This window comes from Paracoccaceae bacterium (assembly GCA_019454225.1).
Lineage (GTDB): Bacteria > Pseudomonadota > Alphaproteobacteria > Rhodobacterales > Rhodobacteraceae.
On the sequence record CP075370.1, the window covers coordinates 2,558,559 to 2,574,216 of the forward strand.

The window sequence follows — 15,658 nt, forward strand, 5'->3', positions numbered from 1 at the left end:
AAACGCAAGAGCAAGAACAAGGACGACGACAATGGTCGATTTCGTGGATGGTACCGCGTTCAACTTCGAACAGGGGCAGCGTGCGCGCAAGCTTTTTGCGGCCGTTGTGCTGGCTGCGCTGGATGATGCGATTGCCGATGACAAGAAATACGGCAATGGCCCCGAGCAGATCGCCCGTTGGGCACGTTCGAAGGACGGGCGCGAGGTTCTGTCCTGCGCCGGGATCGACCCGAATGAGCGTGTCGTGAAGGGGCTGATGGAATTCGTGTCCAAGGGCGTGCGCACCTCGGTCGCCCTGTCGCGCGAGGAAAGCGAACGGCGCCACGCCCTGGAGCAGGCCGAGGCGGCCTGATCCCCGGCGGGACTGTCGGGAACGCAAACGCGCCCCACGGGGCGCGTTTCCTTTTTCCCGCAGCTTCGACAGCGCTATTCGTAGTCGCGCAGCGCGATGGCGCGATGCACCTCGGCCCGAACCAGCTTGCGGATGTTGCGGGTGATCCGTTCTCCCAGATGCCCCTGCAGTTCCTCGCGGAGCACGCTGCGCACGATCTCGCGCAGAACGGTTTCGTCCAGCACATCCTCGGTCGTGCCGATCAGTGCCGCCTCGTCGGGGCCCGGCCGCTGCTGCGTCGCGGCGGCCTGCTGGCGGTGAACGAAGGTCGGCGCTGGGCCAGGATCCTCATCGGCCGCCGCGGCCACGTCGATCCAGCTGAGCCGCGTGGCTGGCGCGTCACCGGTCTCTGCCTCCCATTCCGGATGGGCCGTCCGACCGGTCGCCGCGGCGATCCTTGCGACGCGGTCTTCCTGCCGGGGTTCCCGATCCGTGCCATCCCGGGCGACTTCGTCGGCGGGTGACTCGACGGGACCGGTCTCTGCCTCTGCGCCGCCGTGGTCGGCCGTGTCCATCGCCCAAGCATCGCCGGTCGCCGGCGCATCCGCGTCCTGAGTCACGTCATCCGCGACGTCCGCAGGCACCTCGGCCGGGCCGGTGTCGCCCTCGGCCTCTTCGTGCCAGGCGTCACCGGCGGGATGCGCGGCGGGCGTCAGCAGCAATGGTGGAGCCTGATGTTCGAATTCAGTCAGCGAAACCGGCGTCGCGCTGTCCGGCACCGCCACGGGCGGTACCACGCGCAAGGCGGGCGTCAGCACCAGCCGATCCGCAGCCTGTTCGCTGTCCGATACCAGCGTCGTTGCGCCGGTGCGCGTGGCGGGGCGCAGGTCTTCTGATACGAGACGCCGGATCGACGACAGGATGTCCTCGATCTCGCCCGTTGTCATCGCGTCCGACATGCTGCCCCCTGCCCCTGGGATGCGACCCCTGCGGTCAAAACGCGGCTTAGCGCCATCTGTCCCGCAATCTACCCGCCGTAGCCCGGCGATACAAGAACGCTGGCAGCACAAGGGTTAACGAATCGTGCCCCGCGCGCCTCAGCGCGTCTTGCCGATGGCTTCCAGAACCCGGTCGAGCTTTCGGCCCTGCGCCGACGTGGCGGGCGCATTCTTGACCGCGTTGTAGTACGCCGCAGGATCATAGGTCGGAATGCCAAGCCCCAGGTGATCCGCCGTCAGCAGGCCCATCGCCGCCAGCAGCGTGTAGACCTGGATGACCCGCGTCGCCTCCGCCGAGACCCGGTTGGTCCGGGCCAGCAGCAAGTCCTGCTCTGCATCCAGCACGTCGAGCGTCGTGCGTGCGCCCAGCCGCGCCTCTTCCCGCACACCTTCGAAGGCCGTCTGCGCGGCGCGGATCTGGCGGTCGGACGCCTCGATCGAGGCATTCGCCACGGCCACGTTCGCCCAGGCCTCGCCCACGCCCAGGCCTACCTCTGCAACGGTCTGATGCAGACCTGCCCGTGCCTGGTCACGACGCGCCAGCGACTGGCGATAGAGCGACGACAACTGCCCGCCCGCATAGAGGGTCTGGTTGACTGTCAGCCCGCCGGACAGCGACGGCTTGCCGACGTCACGATAGCTCTGCGTGACGGTGCCGGTGATCGTGGGGCCCATGGCAGCCTTCGATCGCGCGATGCCGAGTTCCGAAATCGTCACCTGATGCTGTGCCTGCCGGATCAGCGGGTGACCGGCCTGCGCAACGCGCTTGGCGGCGGCAAGGCTGTCGGCCGTCCGCGGCAGGCGCGGCACCGGCGAAAGCCGCCCCGGTTCCCGTCCGACGGCCAGCAGATAGCCCTCGCGCGCGATGGCAAGATCGCCCTGCGCGCCCACCAGTTCCGACCGCGACGCAGCAAGCCGGGCCTCGGCCTGCGCGACATCCGTGCGGGTGATCTCGCCCACTTCGAACCGGTCCTGGGCAGCGCGCAGTTCCTGCGTGATCAGGCGCAGGTTCGCCTCGCGCAGGGCCACGATGTCGGCCTGCAGACGCACGCCGACATAGGCGCGCACCGCCGACAGCAGGACCTGCTGTTCCAGGTTCACAAGCGACTGGCGGGTCGCAAGCACGGATTCACGCGCGGACTCCAGCGCAAGGGCGTTCGACCCCGAATCGAAGATCGTGATCTGCGCCTGGAAATCGAGGCTTGCCTGCAACTGGTCGGTGCGTTGGTTCGAATAGCCGAGACCGCCCGAGGCGCGCAGAACGGGTCGCAGCGCGGCAAGAGCCTGTGCGGCATCCTCGTCGGCGGCGCGCAGCACCGCGCGATTCTGTTCAAGGAGATTGGAGTTGCGATAGGCCGAGATCAGCGCATCGGCCAAGGTCTCTGCCCCGGCGGGCACGGCCGACAGCGCCGCAAAGGCCGCAACTGCCAGAGCGCGCAGGCCGCCGCCGCGGGTCAAAGCGTGAACTCCCGCGCTTTCGCGAAACCCGGCAATACCGGGGCGAGCGCGTTGAATGCGTGCCGCCACGCGATCACATCGCCCTGCTTCACCCCGATGCGCACCGTGCCCAGCCGTCCCTCGACGAAAAGGCAGGCGATGCGGCCGCCGTCACGCAACTGTTCGGCGATCGCGCCGGGCAGCACCTCGACCCCGCCCTGAACGAGAATCGCATCATAGGGCGCGTGCTTCGGCACCCCCCCGGCCAGAGGTCCCTGCACGACGACGACATTGTCGGCGCCCTGGTCGGACAGGCGGCGCTGCGCATCTGCCGCCATCGCCTCGTCCTCCTCGACCGCGACCACCGCCTCGGTCATCCGCGCCACCACGGCGGCCGAATAGCCCAGCCCCGTTCCGACATCGAGCACAAGATCGCCGGGCTGCAGGTCCAGCGCGTCGAGCATCTTGGCCAGCGTCCGCGGCTCAAGGATCACCCGACCCGAAGCCAGCGGCAGATTCTCGCCCATGTAGGCGGCCTCACGCCGGTCATCGGGCACGAAGGCCTCCCGCGGCACGGCCAGCATCGCGTCGATGATCGGAAACTTGGTCACGTCGGACGGGCGCACCTGGGTATCGACCATCATCCTGCGGCGCGTAACGAAATCGGCCATGAGTAAACCCATCGGTTCAGATTGCCCTCAAGGGTGATGCCACAGCCGACCGCCCCGCGCAACCGTGCTCGGCGCTCAGGACGATGCCGATGCGGTGCTGCCGCCGAAGCGGTTGCCGGCCCAGGACATCGCCCGCGCGCCCATGCTGCGGAACTTGTCCGACGCCTGTTCCAGGCGCGCCACCCAGGCCGGGTCGGGGGTCTGCCCCTCGGTCACGCGAAAGAAGACCTGCAGCAGGCAGGCTATGGCAAAGGGCTCGATCAGCGCGGCCTTGACCGCCCATGCAAAGACCAGCGCAAAGACCAGCCCGCCCGCAGACCATGCGCCGGGCAGCAGCCAGACGACAAAGGCGGCCGGTGCCAGCATCAGCAGGAAGACCACGAACGAAAGGCCCCAGACGATCGCGGTCAGCCATGCGGCATTGATCAGCATGGGCCGCGCGTTCTGGCCGTAGAGAACAAGCGCATCCCGGGCGCTGTTCCACGGATTGGACGAGCCACTGCGAATGGCATGGGCCAGGATCACCTCGTCCACAAGACCGACGGCAAGGCGCAGATAGGCACGCACCACGCCCATGATCCGGTCGAGCCCCGGAATCGGCAGGATCGACAGCAGGCCCTGGATCAGCCCGGAGATCGCACCGACCACCCCCTTGACCACCTGATCCAGGGCGAACAGGGCCGATGCCTCGCCGAAGCGGTCCTTCACCACGGCTACCGCGTGGTCGATCTGCGCGCGTCCGGCGGGCAGCGCGCGGCCCTCCAGCGCCTCGACCATCACGGCGATATGGCCCGCCTTGACGATGTAGAGCAGGTAGTCACGCAGAAAGAACACCGCGCCCGCGGCCAGGCCGAAGCCGCCAAAGGCACCCCAGGCGGTCGAGCTTGCCCGGAACTCTTCGTCCCCGAACCCGCCGATCCCCCAGCCAAGGCCCGCGCCGGTCCCGGTAGCCAGGATGAGCGCAACCGTCACCCCGAAATAGACGACGACCCGGAAAAGGACGAAGGGCGCGGTCCGCGCCATCAGGCCAAGCGCCTGTCCGATGCTGAAATCCCACATGCTGCGGTCCCTACCTTCTGCGAAATGCGCCGCGACAGCCTACCGGGAAACCGCAGTCGCGCAAGCCTTGCGCCGGCTGCCGCCGCCGGTCAATCTGCGCGCTGACCTTCCTGCGAGGCGCCATGCCCACCACCCGTCAGACACCCGACCTGCCAGCAGCCACGGGGGGCGTCTCGTTCTGGTATGCCGATATCGGCGGGCCGCCTGCCCGCCGCGCGCCGCTGGCGGGCGACGCCAAGGTCGATGTCTGCATCGTGGGGGCAGGATACACCGGCCTCTGGACTGCCTTCTACCTCCATCGCGCACGGCCGGACTGGACGATCCTGGTCGTGGAACGGGAATTCGCCGGGTTCGGCGCTTCCGGGCGCAACGGTGGCTGGCTGACCGGCGGTTTCGCCTGGCACCATGACAGATATGTGACGGGCGGCGCCACCGCCGCGCAGGTGCGCGCCATGGTCGCCGCAATGGGCGGCACCGTGGACGAGGTGATCGACGTCGCCGAGGCCGAGGGAATTGACGCGGACATCCGTCGCACGGACGAGCTGATGGTGGCCGTCAGCCCTGCCCAAGCGGTGCGCCTGCAGGCAGAGGTCGCGCATCGGCAGTCCTGGGGCGAGGACCGTGTGACCGCGATCGGTTCCCGCGAGACGGCGGCGCGCGTGAACATCCCCGGTGCGCTTGGTGCCATGGTAGTGGGTGGCGTGGCACGGGTTCAACCCGCCAAACTGGTGCGCGGTCTGGCGGCCGCGGTGGAGCGTCGCGGCATCCGCATCGCCGAAGGCACGGCCGCCCTGTCCATCCGGCCGGGACGGGTCGAGACCGACCGGGGCACGGTGACGGCGCGTGTCATCCTGCGCGCGACCGAAGGGTTCACCGCCGGGCTGCCCGGCTGCCGTCGCGACTGGTTGCCGCTGAATTCCGCGCAGATCGTGACCGATCCCCTGCCGCCCGAGGTCTGGGCGCAGATCGGGTGGCAGGGTAACGAGATCCTTGGGGATTTCGCCAATGCCTATTGCTACTGCCAGCGCACGCGCGAAGGGCGGATCACCGTCGGCGGGCGCGGCGTGCCCTATCGGTTCGGTTCGGCCACCGACACCGGCGGCGCCCCCGACGATGAAACCGTTCGGCGCCTGGTACGGATTCTGCGTCGGCACTTTCCCGCGGCACGGGATGTGGGCGTGGCCCATGCCTGGTGCGGCGTGCTGGCCGTCCCGCGCGACTGGTGCGCGACCGTCGGCTTCGACCCGGCCACCGGGCTGGGCTGGGCGGGCGGTTATGTCGGCGTCGGCGTGTCCACCTCGAACCTGGCGGGGCGGACGCTCGCCGATCTGGCGGTCGGGGCGGACACGGCACTGACCCGCCTGCCCTGGGTCAACCATCGCGTGCGGCGATGGGAGCCGGAACCGCTGCGATGGCTTGGGGTGCGGGGGATGTATGCGCTGCTGAACGCGGCGGATCGCCGCGAGATGCGGCCGGGCGCGACACGGCCCTCGCGGCTCGGCGCGCTTGGCAACTGGATCACGGGACGGTGACAGACCGCCCGCCGAAACGGGTCGCATCAGACATTCGCACAAGATTTCAGCGGCGCCTGACTGGACGAGGGCCGGGTTCACACTACCGTGATGGACAGCTTCGTCCGGAAACAGACCCATCATGCCTGCTGCCCTGATCGTTGCCCATGGTTCGCCCGCAGATCCCGGGCCCCAGGAGGACGCATTGATCGACCTTGCCGCGCGCGTCTCGGCGCGACTGCCCGGCTGGGGTGTCAGGGGCGCAACCCTTGCCGCCGAGGGCGCGCTCGAGCGGGCGCTTGCAGACCTCGACAGGCCGCTGATCTATCCCTTCTTCATGGCCGAGGGCTGGTTCACCCGCACCGCCCTGCCCCGTCGTCTGCGCGAAGCGGGCCATGGCACGCTCGCCCGTCTTCCGGCCTTCGGCGTGGCACCGGAACTGCCTGCAATCGCGGCCCGCGCGGCCATCGATGGCGCGCAGATGCACGGCCTTGTTCCACAGGAAACGACACTGCTGATCGCGGCACATGGCAGCCAAGTCTCGCGCGCTTCGGCCGAAGGCGCCCGGGCGATCGCGGCACTTCTGGGTCATATGGCGCCCTTCCGCCGGGTGCTGACCGGGTTCATCGAGGAACCGCCACACCTGTTCGATGTCGCCCGCGGTCTGGGCACCGCGATCTGCCTGCCGTTCTTTGCCCTGCGTGCCGGGCATGTCGCCGAGGACGTGCCGGATGCGCTGGAACAGGCGGGGTTCCGCGGGCCGCTCCTGCCGGCCGTGGGCGAGCATCCCGAGGTTCCCCGGATCATCGCCGCAGGTCTGGCGCGGGGTCCGGCCTAGGGCCGCGAAATTTTTTTGACCGTCCGGTTTGTCATGCGATTGTCACACAGGGCTGACAGTTGCTAGCGTCGCGTCAGGCCGCCCCCGGCGATCACCGGGCCTGCAAGATCGGCGGCGACACGAACGAACGGTTCAACCAAGGGGGATTCCATGAAGATGGGTGCGACTCTGGCCATGTCGGCCGGCATTGCGGCGATGCTGGGTGCTACCGCCCTGCCCGCGCAAACGATGGACGAGTTGATTGCGGGCGCGCAGAAGGAAGGCATGCTGACGACCATCGCGCTGCCGCATTCCTGGTGCGGCTATGGCGATGTCATCGCCGGGTTCAAGGCGAAGTATCCCTTCCTGACGATCAACGAACTGAACCCGGATGCGGGAAGCGCCGACGAACTGGAAGCGGTGCGCGCCAACAAGGACAACAAGGGCCCGCAGGCCCCCGACGTGCTGGACATCGGCCTGTCCTTCGGCCCTGCGGCACAGGGCGAAGGGCTGCTGCAACCCTACAAGGTCTCGACCTGGGACACGATCCCGGCCGATGCCAAGGATGCCGACGGCAACTGGTACGGCGACTACTACGGCGTGATGTCCTTTGCCGTGAACACCGACCTCGTGCCCAACCCGCCCGCCTCGTTTGCCGACCTGCTCAAGCCGGAATACGCGGGCCAGGTGGCGCTTGCCGGCGACCCGCGCGCGTCGAACCAGGCGATCCTTGCCGTGCTGGCGGCCGGCATGGCGCGCGGCGCGGCACCCGGCGCGGAAGCGGCGGCGGCCGGGCTGCAGTTCTTCAAGGAACTGAATGACGCGGGCAACTTCGTCCCCGTCATCGGCAAGGCCGGCACACTGGCGCAAGGCACCACGCCCATCGTGATCCAGTGGGACTACAATGCCCTCGCCACCCGCGATTCGCTGAACGGCAACCCGCCGGTCGAGGTGATCGTGCCGTCCGACGTGACGCTGGCCGGTGTCTATGTGCAGGCGATCAGCGCCTACGCGCCGCAGCCGAATGCCGCGAAACTGTGGATGGAATACCTCTACAGCGACGAGGGTCAGCTTGGCTGGCTCAAGGGCTACTGCCACCCGATCCGGTTCAACGATCTGGTTGCGCGCGGCGTCGTCCCGCAGGAATTGATGGACGCGCTGCCCCCGGCCGACGCCTACGAGCGTGCGGTGTTCCCGTCGATCGACGCGGTCAACGCCAACTCGGCCGCCGTCAAGGAAGGCTGGGACAAGGTCGTCGGCGCGGACGTCGTGCAGTGATCTGACATCTCCGGGTGCCGCCCTTGGGGGCGGCACCCACCCGACGCCCGCCGCAGGATCATTCCCGCATGTCCCAGCCGAACCCTGTCCTGCGACGGCTGCCACTGCGCTGGCTTGGCGTTGCGCCCTTCTTCGCCTTTGCGTTCCTTTTCCTGATCCTTCCGGCGCTCTACATCGTCGTCGGTGCGTTCCGGGCCCCCGACGGCAGCCTGACCTTCGACAACGTGCTGGGCCTGAACACGCGCACCATCCGCAATGCCTACTGGGTTTCGATCCGGGTCAGCTTCTGGTCGGCGATACTCGGCTGTTCCATCGGCTTTGCGATGGCGGCGGCCGTGGTTTTCGGCGGCCTGCCAAAGGCCGTGCGCTCGCCCCTGCTGACATTCTCCGGCGTGGCCTCGAACTTTGCCGGCGTCCCGCTGGCCTTCGCCTTCATCGCCACCATCGGCCCGGCAGGGTTGATCACCCTGTGGCTGCGCACCGAGTTCGGCATCAACCTGCGCGCCTACGGCTTCAACCTGTTCTCCTCGACCGGGCTCATCGTCACCTACCTGTTCTTCCAGGTGCCCCTGATGATCCTGATCATCACGCCCGCGCTGGACGGACTGAAGCGGGAATGGCGCGAGGCCGCCGAGGTTCTGGGTGCCACCGGCCCGCAGTACTGGCGCATGGTTGCCCTGCCGATCCTGTTTCCGTCGCTTCTGGGTACCTTCGCGCTGCTGTTCGCCAATTCCTTCGGCGCGGTCGCCACTGCCTTTGCGCTTGCCGGACCGCAGCTGAACATCGCGCCGATCCTGCTGTTCAGCCAGATCCGGGGCGATGTGCTGGGCAGTCCCGGGCTCGGCTATGCGCTCGCCTTCGGGATGATCGTGATCACGGGCGCCGCGAACGCGATCTACATCTGGTTGCGCGCCCGGTCGGAACGGTGGCTGAAATGATGCGCACTCTGGCCTGGGCGGCCTTCATCCTGGGTTCCATGGTCTTCATCCTGCCGCTGTTCGGGATGACCGAGTTCTCGCTGTCGATGCGGCGGGGCGTCTATTCCCTGGATGCCTATGCCTCGGTGCTGGCCGACCCGCAGTTCCGCGCGACCTTCATGTATTCGGTGGTCATGGCACTGTTCACCATCGCCTTCGGCGTGCTTCTGGTGGTGCCGACGGCCTATTGGGTGCGCCTGCGGATGCCCGAACTGCGGCCGGTGATCGAATTCATCACGCTTCTCCCGCTGGTCATCCCGGCGATCGTCATCGTCTTCGGATACATCCGGCTGTACAATACTTCGTCATTCCTGCCGCTGACCGGGTCGACCACGGGAACGAACATCCTGCTGATGTTCGGCTATGCCACGCTTGCCCTGCCCTACATGTACCGCGCGGTCGACACCGGGCTGCGCACCATCGACGTCGCCACTCTGACCGAGGCGGCGCAATCGCTCGGCGCGGGATGGGGCACGATCCTCGGCCGCATCATCCTGCCGAATGTCCTGGTTGCGGTGCTGTCCGGCGCCTTCCTGACCTTCGCCATCGTGCTGGGCGAATTCACCATGGCGGCGCTACTGAACCGGCCCGCCTTCGGCCCCTATCTTCAGATCGTGGGCGCGAACAAGGCCTATGAGCCGGCCGCCCTGGCGGTGATCGCCTTCGGGCTGACATGGGCCTGCATGGCGCTGATCCAGCTGGTGACTCGGTTCCAGAAACACACAAGGGTCGCCCGCTGATGGCCTATCTTGACATCTCGCACCTGGAAAAATCCTTCGGCAGCGCCCGCGTCGTGAAGGATTTCACCCTGCCCATCGCGCAGGGCGAGTTCATCTCGCTCCTCGGACCATCGGGCTGCGGCAAGACCACCGTGCTGCGCATGGTCGCGGGGTTCGAGGCTCCCTCGGCCGGGACCATCCAGATCGGCGGGCAGGACGTGACGCGGCTGCGCCCGAACCAGCGCAACATCGGCATGGTGTTCCAGGCCTATGCGCTGTTCCCGAACCTGACCGTGGCCGAGAACGTGGCCTTCGGGCTGCGCGTCGCGGGTGTGGCCCGGGCCGAACGCGACACGCGCGTGACCGAGATGCTGAAGCTGATCGGCCTGCCCGAGATGGGCGGACGATACCCGTTCCAGCTGTCCGGCGGGCAGCAGCAGCGCGTAGCACTGGCACGCGCACTTGCGCCGCGACCCAAGGTCCTGCTGCTGGACGAACCGCTGTCGGCGCTTGATGCCAAGGTGCGGGTATCGCTGCGCACGGAAATCCGGACGATCCAGCGCGAACTCGGGATCACGACCGTCTTCGTGACCCACGATCAGGAAGAGGCGATGTCGATTTCCGACCGCATCGTGGTGATGAACGGGGGCATCGCGGAACAGGTCGGCACGCCGTTCCAGGTCTACAACCAGCCGGCCACCCGCTTCGTGGCGAACTTCGTGGGCACGCTCAACACCTTCGAGGCCGTGGTCGAGATGCCCGCCAGCGGCATCGTCCGGCTGGGCGGGGCGCTGATGAAGCTCGGTCAACCGATCGAGGCGCCAAAGGGCGCCACCGTGTCGCTGGCACTGCGCCCCGAGGCCCTGCATCTGGGCCAGGCCGAAGGACGCGAGGTGACGATTCCCGCAACGGTTGCGGATGTGCAGTTCATGGGCGCGGTGATCCGCGTCAGGGCCGAGGCTGCGGGTTCGCTGGTATCGCTTGACACGTTCAACCGGGCCGACACGCCGCCACCCCAGCCCGGCAGCACGGTCGATGTGTCGCTGTCGGCGCGCGACTTCATCCTTCTGTCCTGACGCCGCCTGCCCGCATCCTGTCGCAAGCGGTGCTTGCAGCCGCCGATGGTGCGCCTAGAACGGACCTGCAAGCGGCAGGGGGCAGCATGAGCGACGCACTCGTCATATTCACGCCATCGGGCAAGCGCGGGCGCTTTCCGCTGGGCACCCCGGTGCTGACGGCCGCGCGTCAGCTCGGCGTCGATCTCGACAGCGTGTGCGGTGGGCGCGGCATCTGCTCGAAATGCCAGATCACGCCCGGCTACGGTGAATTTCCGAAGCATGGCGTGACGGTGGCCGCCGACGCGCTGACCGAGTGGAACGCGGTCGAGGAACGCTACAAGTCCAAGCGGGGGCTGATCGACGGGCGTCGGTTGGGATGCCAGGCACGCATCGCGGGCGATGTGGTCATCGACGTGCCCCCCGAAAGCCAGCTGCACAAGCAGGTGATCCGCAAGGCCGCCAGCGACCGCGTCATCGCGATGGACCCGGCCACGCGCCTGCTTTACGTCGAGGTCGCCGAACCCGACATGCACGAACCATCGGGCGATTTCGAACGCCTCGCCGCCGCCCTGCGCGAGCAATGGAAGGTCGATGGCGTGCAGATCGACCTCGGCCTGTTGCGGCGCCTTCAGCCGGTGCTGCGAAAGGGCAACTGGTCGGTCACCGTGGCGCTGTTCCGTGACCACAAGGGCCCGCCCCGCATCCTCGACCTGTTCCCCGGTTTTCACGAGGCGGATCTGCACGGCCTTGCCATCGACCTCGGCTCGACCACCATCGCCGCACATCTGGTCAGCCTGACCGACGGCCGGGTTCTGGCTTCGTCGGGCCTGATGAACCCGCAGATCCGGTTCGGCGAGGATCTGATGAGCCGGGTGTCCTATGCAATGATGAACCCGGGCGGCGATGTCGAGATGACGCGCGCGGTGCGCGCCGCGCTCGATCAGCTTGCCGGCGCCCTGGCACAGGAGGCCGGAATATCGGCGGCCTCGATCTATGAGGCGGTGATCGTCTGCAACCCGGTGATGCACCATCTGCTGCTGGGGATCGACCCGGTCGAGCTGGGCCAGGCGCCCTTCGCGCTGGCGACCTCGGGCGCGCTGTCCTTCGCCGCGCGCGATCTGGACCTGTCGAACGTGAACCCGGCGGCACGGGCCTACATGCTGCCCTGCATCGCGGGGCATGTGGGCGCCGATGCCGCCGCCGTCGCCCTGGCGGAAGAACCGCAGAACTCCGACGATCTGGTGCTGATCGTCGATGTCGGCACCAATGCCGAGATCCTGCTGGGAAACCGCAGCCGCGTTCTGGCCTGTTCCTCGCCCACCGGCCCGGCCTTCGAGGGTGCGCAGATTTCCAGCGGGCAGCGCGCCGCGCCCGGTGCCATCGAGCGGCTGGAGATCGACCCGGCCACCAAGGAGCCGCGCTTCCGCATCATCGGCTGCGACCTGTGGTCGGATGCGCCGGGTTTCGCCGCAGCCACGGCATCGACGGGCATCACCGGCATCTGCGGCTCCGGCATCATCGAGGCGGTGGCCGAGATGCGCATGGCCGGGCTGGTGGATGCGGGCGGGCTGATCGGGTCGGCCGAACAGGTCGGCAGCCCCCGCATGATCGCCGAGGGCCGCACCCACAGCTATCTGATCCACGACGGCAGCGCAGACGGCGGGCCGCGCATCACCGTCACGCAGGGCGACATCCGGGCCATCCAGCTTGCCAAGTCGGCGCTCTATGCCGGCGCGCGCCTGCTGATGGACGAGATGGGCGTGGACGGGGTCGACCGCGTGGTTCTGGCCGGGGCCTTCGGCGCGCACATCAGCCCGAAGCACGCGATGGTGCTGGGCATGATTCCCGACGCGCGGCTGGACCGGGTGACAAGCGCGGGCAACGCCGCCGGAACCGGTGCGCGCATCGCGCTGTGCAACGTCGCCGCGCGGGCCGGGATCGAGGCGACCGTGGGCAACATCCACAAGGTCGAGACGGCCATCGAGCCCCGGTTCCAGGAACACTTTGTTTCCGCGAACGCGATCCCCCACGCAACGGCACCATTCGCGGAACTGTCGCGCATCGTCACTCTGCCAGAGGTTGCATTCAACACCAGCGGCGGGGAAGGCCGCCGACGGCGTCGGTAACGGCTTGGCATCCCATGCCAAAAGCGTATCTTCAATGTCGATTTGCGGCGGGTGCCGCCACCCTTTCAGAAAGGTGACACAGCCGCCGTGACCGACATGTCCACCGAAGATCCGATCGCGCCGCTGCTGTTGCGCATTGCGGAAGGCGACCGGGCCGCCTTTCGCGACATCTATTCTGCAACCTCGTCGAAACTCATGGGTGTCCTGTTCCGTATCCTTGCTTCGAAAGCGGAAGCGGAGGATGCCTTGCAGGAGGTTTACACACGGGTCTGGACGCGGGCGGGTCGCTATGACCCCGCGATGGGCAAGGGGATGTCCTGGCTGATCGCGATCACCCGCAACCTCGCCATAGACCGCCTGCGTGCCCGTCCTCCGGCGGCGGCCACCCACCGGACCGGCGAGGACGAGGATGACGGCACTGCCGCCCTGGCCGATCCCGGCCTTGGCGCCGAGGGCAACCTGATCGCCCGGGGCGAGGCACGGCGCGTTGTCGATTGCATGGGTCAGCTTGAACCCGACCGCGCGGGCGCCGTGCGCGGCGCCTATCTTCAGGGCCTGAGCTACCAGGACCTTGCCGACAAGTACAATGTGCCGCTGAATACCATGCGGACCTGGCTGCGCCGCAGCCTGCTCCGCCTGCGGGAGTGTCTTGAGTCATGACCGACACCTTTACCCGCGACGAAGAGGATGCGGCCCTCGCCGCCGAATATGTGCTGGGCGTGCTCGACCTGCCCGAACGCGCCGCCGCCGAGCGACGGATCAAGACCGATCCGGTCTTTGCCGGGCGCGTGACGAAATGGGAGTTCGACCTTGCCGGGATGAACGGCGGCTTCCCCGAGGTGAAGGCGCCGAACCTTCTGCCGCAGATCGAGGCGCGGCTGTTCGGCACCGCCGAGACGCAGAAGGCCCAGGGCGCCGCAAAGGCCCGGGCGGCGGGCGGCGGCTGGTGGCTGCGATTCTTTGGCGGTTCGGCCGCCGCAGGCCTGCTGGCCGTCCTGGTGCTGGCCACCCTGCCCCCGCCAGTGCCGCCCACGCCCGTGGCCCCGGCAGGTCCGGTGTTCACGGCAACGCTTGCCGCCGAGGGTCAGGCCCTGATCCTGGCCGCGCGCTACGAAGGCGACACGCTGGTGCTGACCCGGACCGGGGGCGATGCCCCGCCTGCCGGACAGGCGCACGAACTGTGGCTGATCGCCGGGGACGCCGCGCCGGTGTCTCTGGGCCTGATCGACGCGCCCGAGACGCGCCGCAGCCTGCCCGCGCTGCCAGAAGGCGCGGTGCTGGCGGTCAGTCTTGAACCCGCGGGCGGTTCGACCACCGGGGCCCCGACCGGGCCTGTCCTGGTGACCGGCGTCGTCGTTGCACAGGACATCTGACGCATCCGTGATCGGATCGCGGGGCGGGGGTGAAACTTCACCCCCGCCCCGTCCGTTTCCGGGACACGAGGCAGGGACGGTCCCTGCCCCAGATCCGGGAGCACGATCCATGACGCTACGCTCATCCCTTTCCGCCCTGGCGGTTGTCGCCGCCACATCGGGCGCCGCGCTTGCCGCCAACCCGATGGTCGGCGGCGCGCCGATGTTCGAGGACAAGAACATCGTCGAGAACGCCGTGAACTCGGCCGATCACACGACGCTTGTCGCTGCCGTGCAGGCGGCAGGTCTGGCCGAGACGCTGATGACGCCCGGCCCCTTCACCGTGTTCGCCCCCACCAACGACGCCTTCGCCGCGCTGCCCGCGGGCACCGTCGAGACGCTGCTGAAGCCCGAGAACAAGGATCAGCTGGTGAAGATCCTGACCTGCCACGTGGTGCCCGCCGCCGCGATGGCGGCCGATGTCACCAAGATGGCGGCCGATGGTGGCGGCATGTTCACCCTGACGACGGTGGGCGGCTGCGAATTCACCGCGATGGTGACCGACGGCAAGGTGCAGATCCGCGACGGGGCGGGTGAGGTCGCGACCGTCACCATCGCCGATGTCAAGCAATCGAACGGCGTCATCCATGTGATCGACCGGGTGCTTCTGCCCGCGATGTGATGGAGCGCCTGCCCGGTCCGGCCCGCCGCGTCACTCGGCGCCGGGCCGGGCGCAGTTCCGGGTGGTGCCGACATTGCCCCCGACGAGGCATCGCACGGGAAAAGAGGGCCGTCCCTTCGGGGCGGCCCTTGTTGCTGCCAGCCGGCGCGACCGCGGCCCCGAGCCCGCTTGACGCACCGGCCCGGTTGGCTTACCTCCAAGCTGTCGCGGGTGTAGCTCAATGGCAGAGCAGAAGCTTCCCAAGCTTACGACGAGGGTTCGATTCCCTTCACCCGCTCCATCCCCGCGCCACCGGTCGACGCGCCCGCCTTACTGGCAGGGCGCGATGAAGCGTTCGCCGCGGGAATTGCGGTAGTAGCACTGGCCTGCGGTCGGCGCCGGGCCGATCAGCGTCGAGGCCGCGACACCCACCGCCGCGCCGATCAGGGCGCCCTGGGTGCGGTCGCTCGGGCTGGACACGGCGGCGCCCACGGCGGCGCCACCGATGCCGCCAAGAACGGCCCGCTGGTCGGCGGTGGTGGGGGTGCAGCCCGCGGCTGCGAGGGCGCAGAGCGGCAGGATCAACAGGAATTTCTTCATCTGGGTTCTTCCCCGGTTGTGGTTGCAGGCAGACAACGCGCGGGGGCGCGCAAGGGTTCCCGG

General features: G+C 68.3%; 16 protein-coding genes and 1 tRNA gene. 12 read left to right on the forward strand and 5 right to left on the reverse strand.

Going from position 1 to position 15,658, the window contains the following annotated elements:
• Nucleotides 1-31: 31 nt before the first annotated feature.
• Entirely contained in the window at nucleotides 32-352 is a 321-nt protein-coding gene (locus KF887_12070; protein ID QYK40176.1) for an elongation factor P, read from the forward strand.
• Between the two features lie 74 nt (nucleotides 353-426).
• On the opposite strand, the gene KF887_12075 is transcribed toward KF887_12070, so the two are convergent.
• The 4 genes from KF887_12075 to KF887_12090 all read right to left on the reverse strand — a co-directional run bounded on the left by KF887_12075 (nucleotide 427) and on the right by KF887_12090 (nucleotide 4,496).
• On the reverse strand, nucleotides 427-1,290 hold the full coding sequence (locus tag KF887_12075; GenBank protein ID QYK40177.1) for a hypothetical protein: 864 nt from the start codon (nucleotides 1,288-1,290) through the stop codon (nucleotides 427-429).
• Nucleotides 1,291-1,428: 138 nt separating this feature from the next.
• Nucleotides 1,429-2,769, reverse strand: coding sequence for a TolC family outer membrane protein (locus tag KF887_12080; protein ID QYK43557.1), 1,341 nt, complete (start codon nucleotides 2,767-2,769; stop codon nucleotides 1,429-1,431).
• A 14-nt stretch (nucleotides 2,770-2,783) separates the two neighbouring features.
• The gene (locus KF887_12085) at nucleotides 2,784-3,437 is read right to left on the reverse strand and encodes a protein-L-isoaspartate O-methyltransferase (protein ID QYK40178.1); all 654 of its coding nucleotides are present in this window, start codon (nucleotides 3,435-3,437) and stop codon (nucleotides 2,784-2,786) included.
• Between the two features lie 75 nt (nucleotides 3,438-3,512).
• Nucleotides 3,513-4,496: a hypothetical protein gene (locus KF887_12090; GenBank protein QYK40179.1), complete on the reverse strand. Its 984-nt coding sequence runs from the start codon at nucleotides 4,494-4,496 to the stop codon at nucleotides 3,513-3,515.
• Nucleotides 4,497-4,618: 122 nt separating this feature from the next.
• Here KF887_12090 and KF887_12095 point away from each other — a divergent pair, with 122 nt between their 5' ends.
• The 11 genes from KF887_12095 to KF887_12145 all read left to right on the forward strand — a co-directional run bounded on the left by KF887_12095 (nucleotide 4,619) and on the right by KF887_12145 (nucleotide 15,296).
• Nucleotides 4,619-6,028: an FAD-dependent oxidoreductase gene (locus KF887_12095; GenBank protein ID QYK40180.1), complete on the forward strand. Its 1,410-nt coding sequence runs from the start codon at nucleotides 4,619-4,621 to the stop codon at nucleotides 6,026-6,028.
• A 121-nt stretch (nucleotides 6,029-6,149) separates the two neighbouring features.
• Nucleotides 6,150-6,845, forward strand: coding sequence for a cobalamin biosynthesis protein CbiX (locus KF887_12100; protein QYK40181.1), 696 nt, complete (start codon nucleotides 6,150-6,152; stop codon nucleotides 6,843-6,845).
• Between the two features lie 150 nt (nucleotides 6,846-6,995).
• Entirely contained in the window at nucleotides 6,996-8,102 is a 1,107-nt protein-coding gene (locus KF887_12105) for an ABC transporter substrate-binding protein (protein ID QYK40182.1), read from the forward strand.
• Nucleotides 8,103-8,170: 68 nt separating this feature from the next.
• On the forward strand, nucleotides 8,171-9,040 hold the full coding sequence (locus KF887_12110; protein ID QYK40183.1) for an ABC transporter permease subunit: 870 nt from the start codon (nucleotides 8,171-8,173) through the stop codon (nucleotides 9,038-9,040).
• The gene (locus tag KF887_12115) at nucleotides 9,040-9,819 is read left to right on the forward strand and encodes an ABC transporter permease (GenBank protein ID QYK43558.1); all 780 of its coding nucleotides are present in this window, start codon (nucleotides 9,040-9,042) and stop codon (nucleotides 9,817-9,819) included. The genes KF887_12110 and KF887_12115 overlap by 1 nt, the downstream gene beginning before the upstream one ends.
• Nucleotides 9,819-10,874 carry an ABC transporter ATP-binding protein gene (locus KF887_12120; GenBank protein ID QYK40184.1) on the forward strand — a complete coding sequence of 352 codons (1,056 nt, stop codon included), beginning with the start codon at nucleotides 9,819-9,821 and terminating at the stop codon, nucleotides 10,872-10,874. The genes KF887_12115 and KF887_12120 overlap by 1 nt, the downstream gene beginning before the upstream one ends.
• Before the next feature lie 86 nt (nucleotides 10,875-10,960).
• Nucleotides 10,961-12,982, forward strand: coding sequence for a DUF4445 domain-containing protein (locus tag KF887_12125; GenBank protein ID QYK40185.1), 2,022 nt, complete (start codon nucleotides 10,961-10,963; stop codon nucleotides 12,980-12,982).
• 96 nt (nucleotides 12,983-13,078) lie between these two features.
• Nucleotides 13,079-13,642, forward strand: a complete 564-nt coding sequence (locus KF887_12130; protein ID QYK43559.1) for a sigma-70 family RNA polymerase sigma factor — start codon at nucleotides 13,079-13,081, stop codon at nucleotides 13,640-13,642.
• Nucleotides 13,639-14,355: an anti-sigma factor gene (locus KF887_12135; protein ID QYK40186.1), complete on the forward strand. Its 717-nt coding sequence runs from the start codon at nucleotides 13,639-13,641 to the stop codon at nucleotides 14,353-14,355. The genes KF887_12130 and KF887_12135 overlap by 4 nt, the downstream gene beginning before the upstream one ends.
• A 109-nt stretch (nucleotides 14,356-14,464) precedes the next feature.
• Nucleotides 14,465-15,016 carry a fasciclin domain-containing protein gene (locus KF887_12140; protein QYK40187.1) on the forward strand — a complete coding sequence of 184 codons (552 nt, stop codon included), beginning with the start codon at nucleotides 14,465-14,467 and terminating at the stop codon, nucleotides 15,014-15,016.
• Between the two features lie 206 nt (nucleotides 15,017-15,222).
• A tRNA-Gly gene (locus KF887_12145) sits at nucleotides 15,223-15,296 on the forward strand.
• Between the two features lie 29 nt (nucleotides 15,297-15,325).
• Here the strand turns inward: KF887_12145 and KF887_12150 are convergent.
• Nucleotides 15,326-15,595, reverse strand: a complete 270-nt coding sequence (locus KF887_12150; protein QYK40188.1) for a glycine zipper 2TM domain-containing protein — start codon at nucleotides 15,593-15,595, stop codon at nucleotides 15,326-15,328.
• Nucleotides 15,596-15,658 lie beyond the last annotated feature (63 nt).

Coding starts and splice junctions, on each gene's coding strand:
- KF887_12070 (QYK40176.1), top strand. CDS start 32: ATGGTCGATTTCGTGGATGGTACCGCGTTCAACTTCGAACAGGGGCAG.
- KF887_12075 (QYK40177.1), bottom strand. CDS start 1,290: ATGTCGGACGCGATGACAACGGGCGAGATCGAGGACATCCTGTCGTCG.
- KF887_12085 (QYK40178.1), bottom strand. CDS start 3,437: ATGGCCGATTTCGTTACGCGCCGCAGGATGATGGTCGATACCCAGGTG.
- KF887_12090 (QYK40179.1), bottom strand. CDS start 4,496: ATGTGGGATTTCAGCATCGGACAGGCGCTTGGCCTGATGGCGCGGACC.
- KF887_12095 (QYK40180.1), top strand. CDS start 4,619: ATGCCCACCACCCGTCAGACACCCGACCTGCCAGCAGCCACGGGGGGC.
- KF887_12100 (QYK40181.1), top strand. CDS start 6,150: ATGCCTGCTGCCCTGATCGTTGCCCATGGTTCGCCCGCAGATCCCGGG.
- KF887_12105 (QYK40182.1), top strand. CDS start 6,996: ATGAAGATGGGTGCGACTCTGGCCATGTCGGCCGGCATTGCGGCGATG.
- KF887_12110 (QYK40183.1), top strand. CDS start 8,171: ATGTCCCAGCCGAACCCTGTCCTGCGACGGCTGCCACTGCGCTGGCTT.
- KF887_12115 (QYK43558.1), top strand. CDS start 9,040: ATGCGCACTCTGGCCTGGGCGGCCTTCATCCTGGGTTCCATGGTCTTC.
- KF887_12120 (QYK40184.1), top strand. CDS start 9,819: ATGGCCTATCTTGACATCTCGCACCTGGAAAAATCCTTCGGCAGCGCC.
- KF887_12125 (QYK40185.1), top strand. CDS start 10,961: ATGAGCGACGCACTCGTCATATTCACGCCATCGGGCAAGCGCGGGCGC.
- KF887_12130 (QYK43559.1), top strand. CDS start 13,079: ATGTCCACCGAAGATCCGATCGCGCCGCTGCTGTTGCGCATTGCGGAA.
- KF887_12135 (QYK40186.1), top strand. CDS start 13,639: ATGACCGACACCTTTACCCGCGACGAAGAGGATGCGGCCCTCGCCGCC.
- KF887_12140 (QYK40187.1), top strand. CDS start 14,465: ATGACGCTACGCTCATCCCTTTCCGCCCTGGCGGTTGTCGCCGCCACA.
- KF887_12150 (QYK40188.1), bottom strand. CDS start 15,595: ATGAAGAAATTCCTGTTGATCCTGCCGCTCTGCGCCCTCGCAGCCGCG.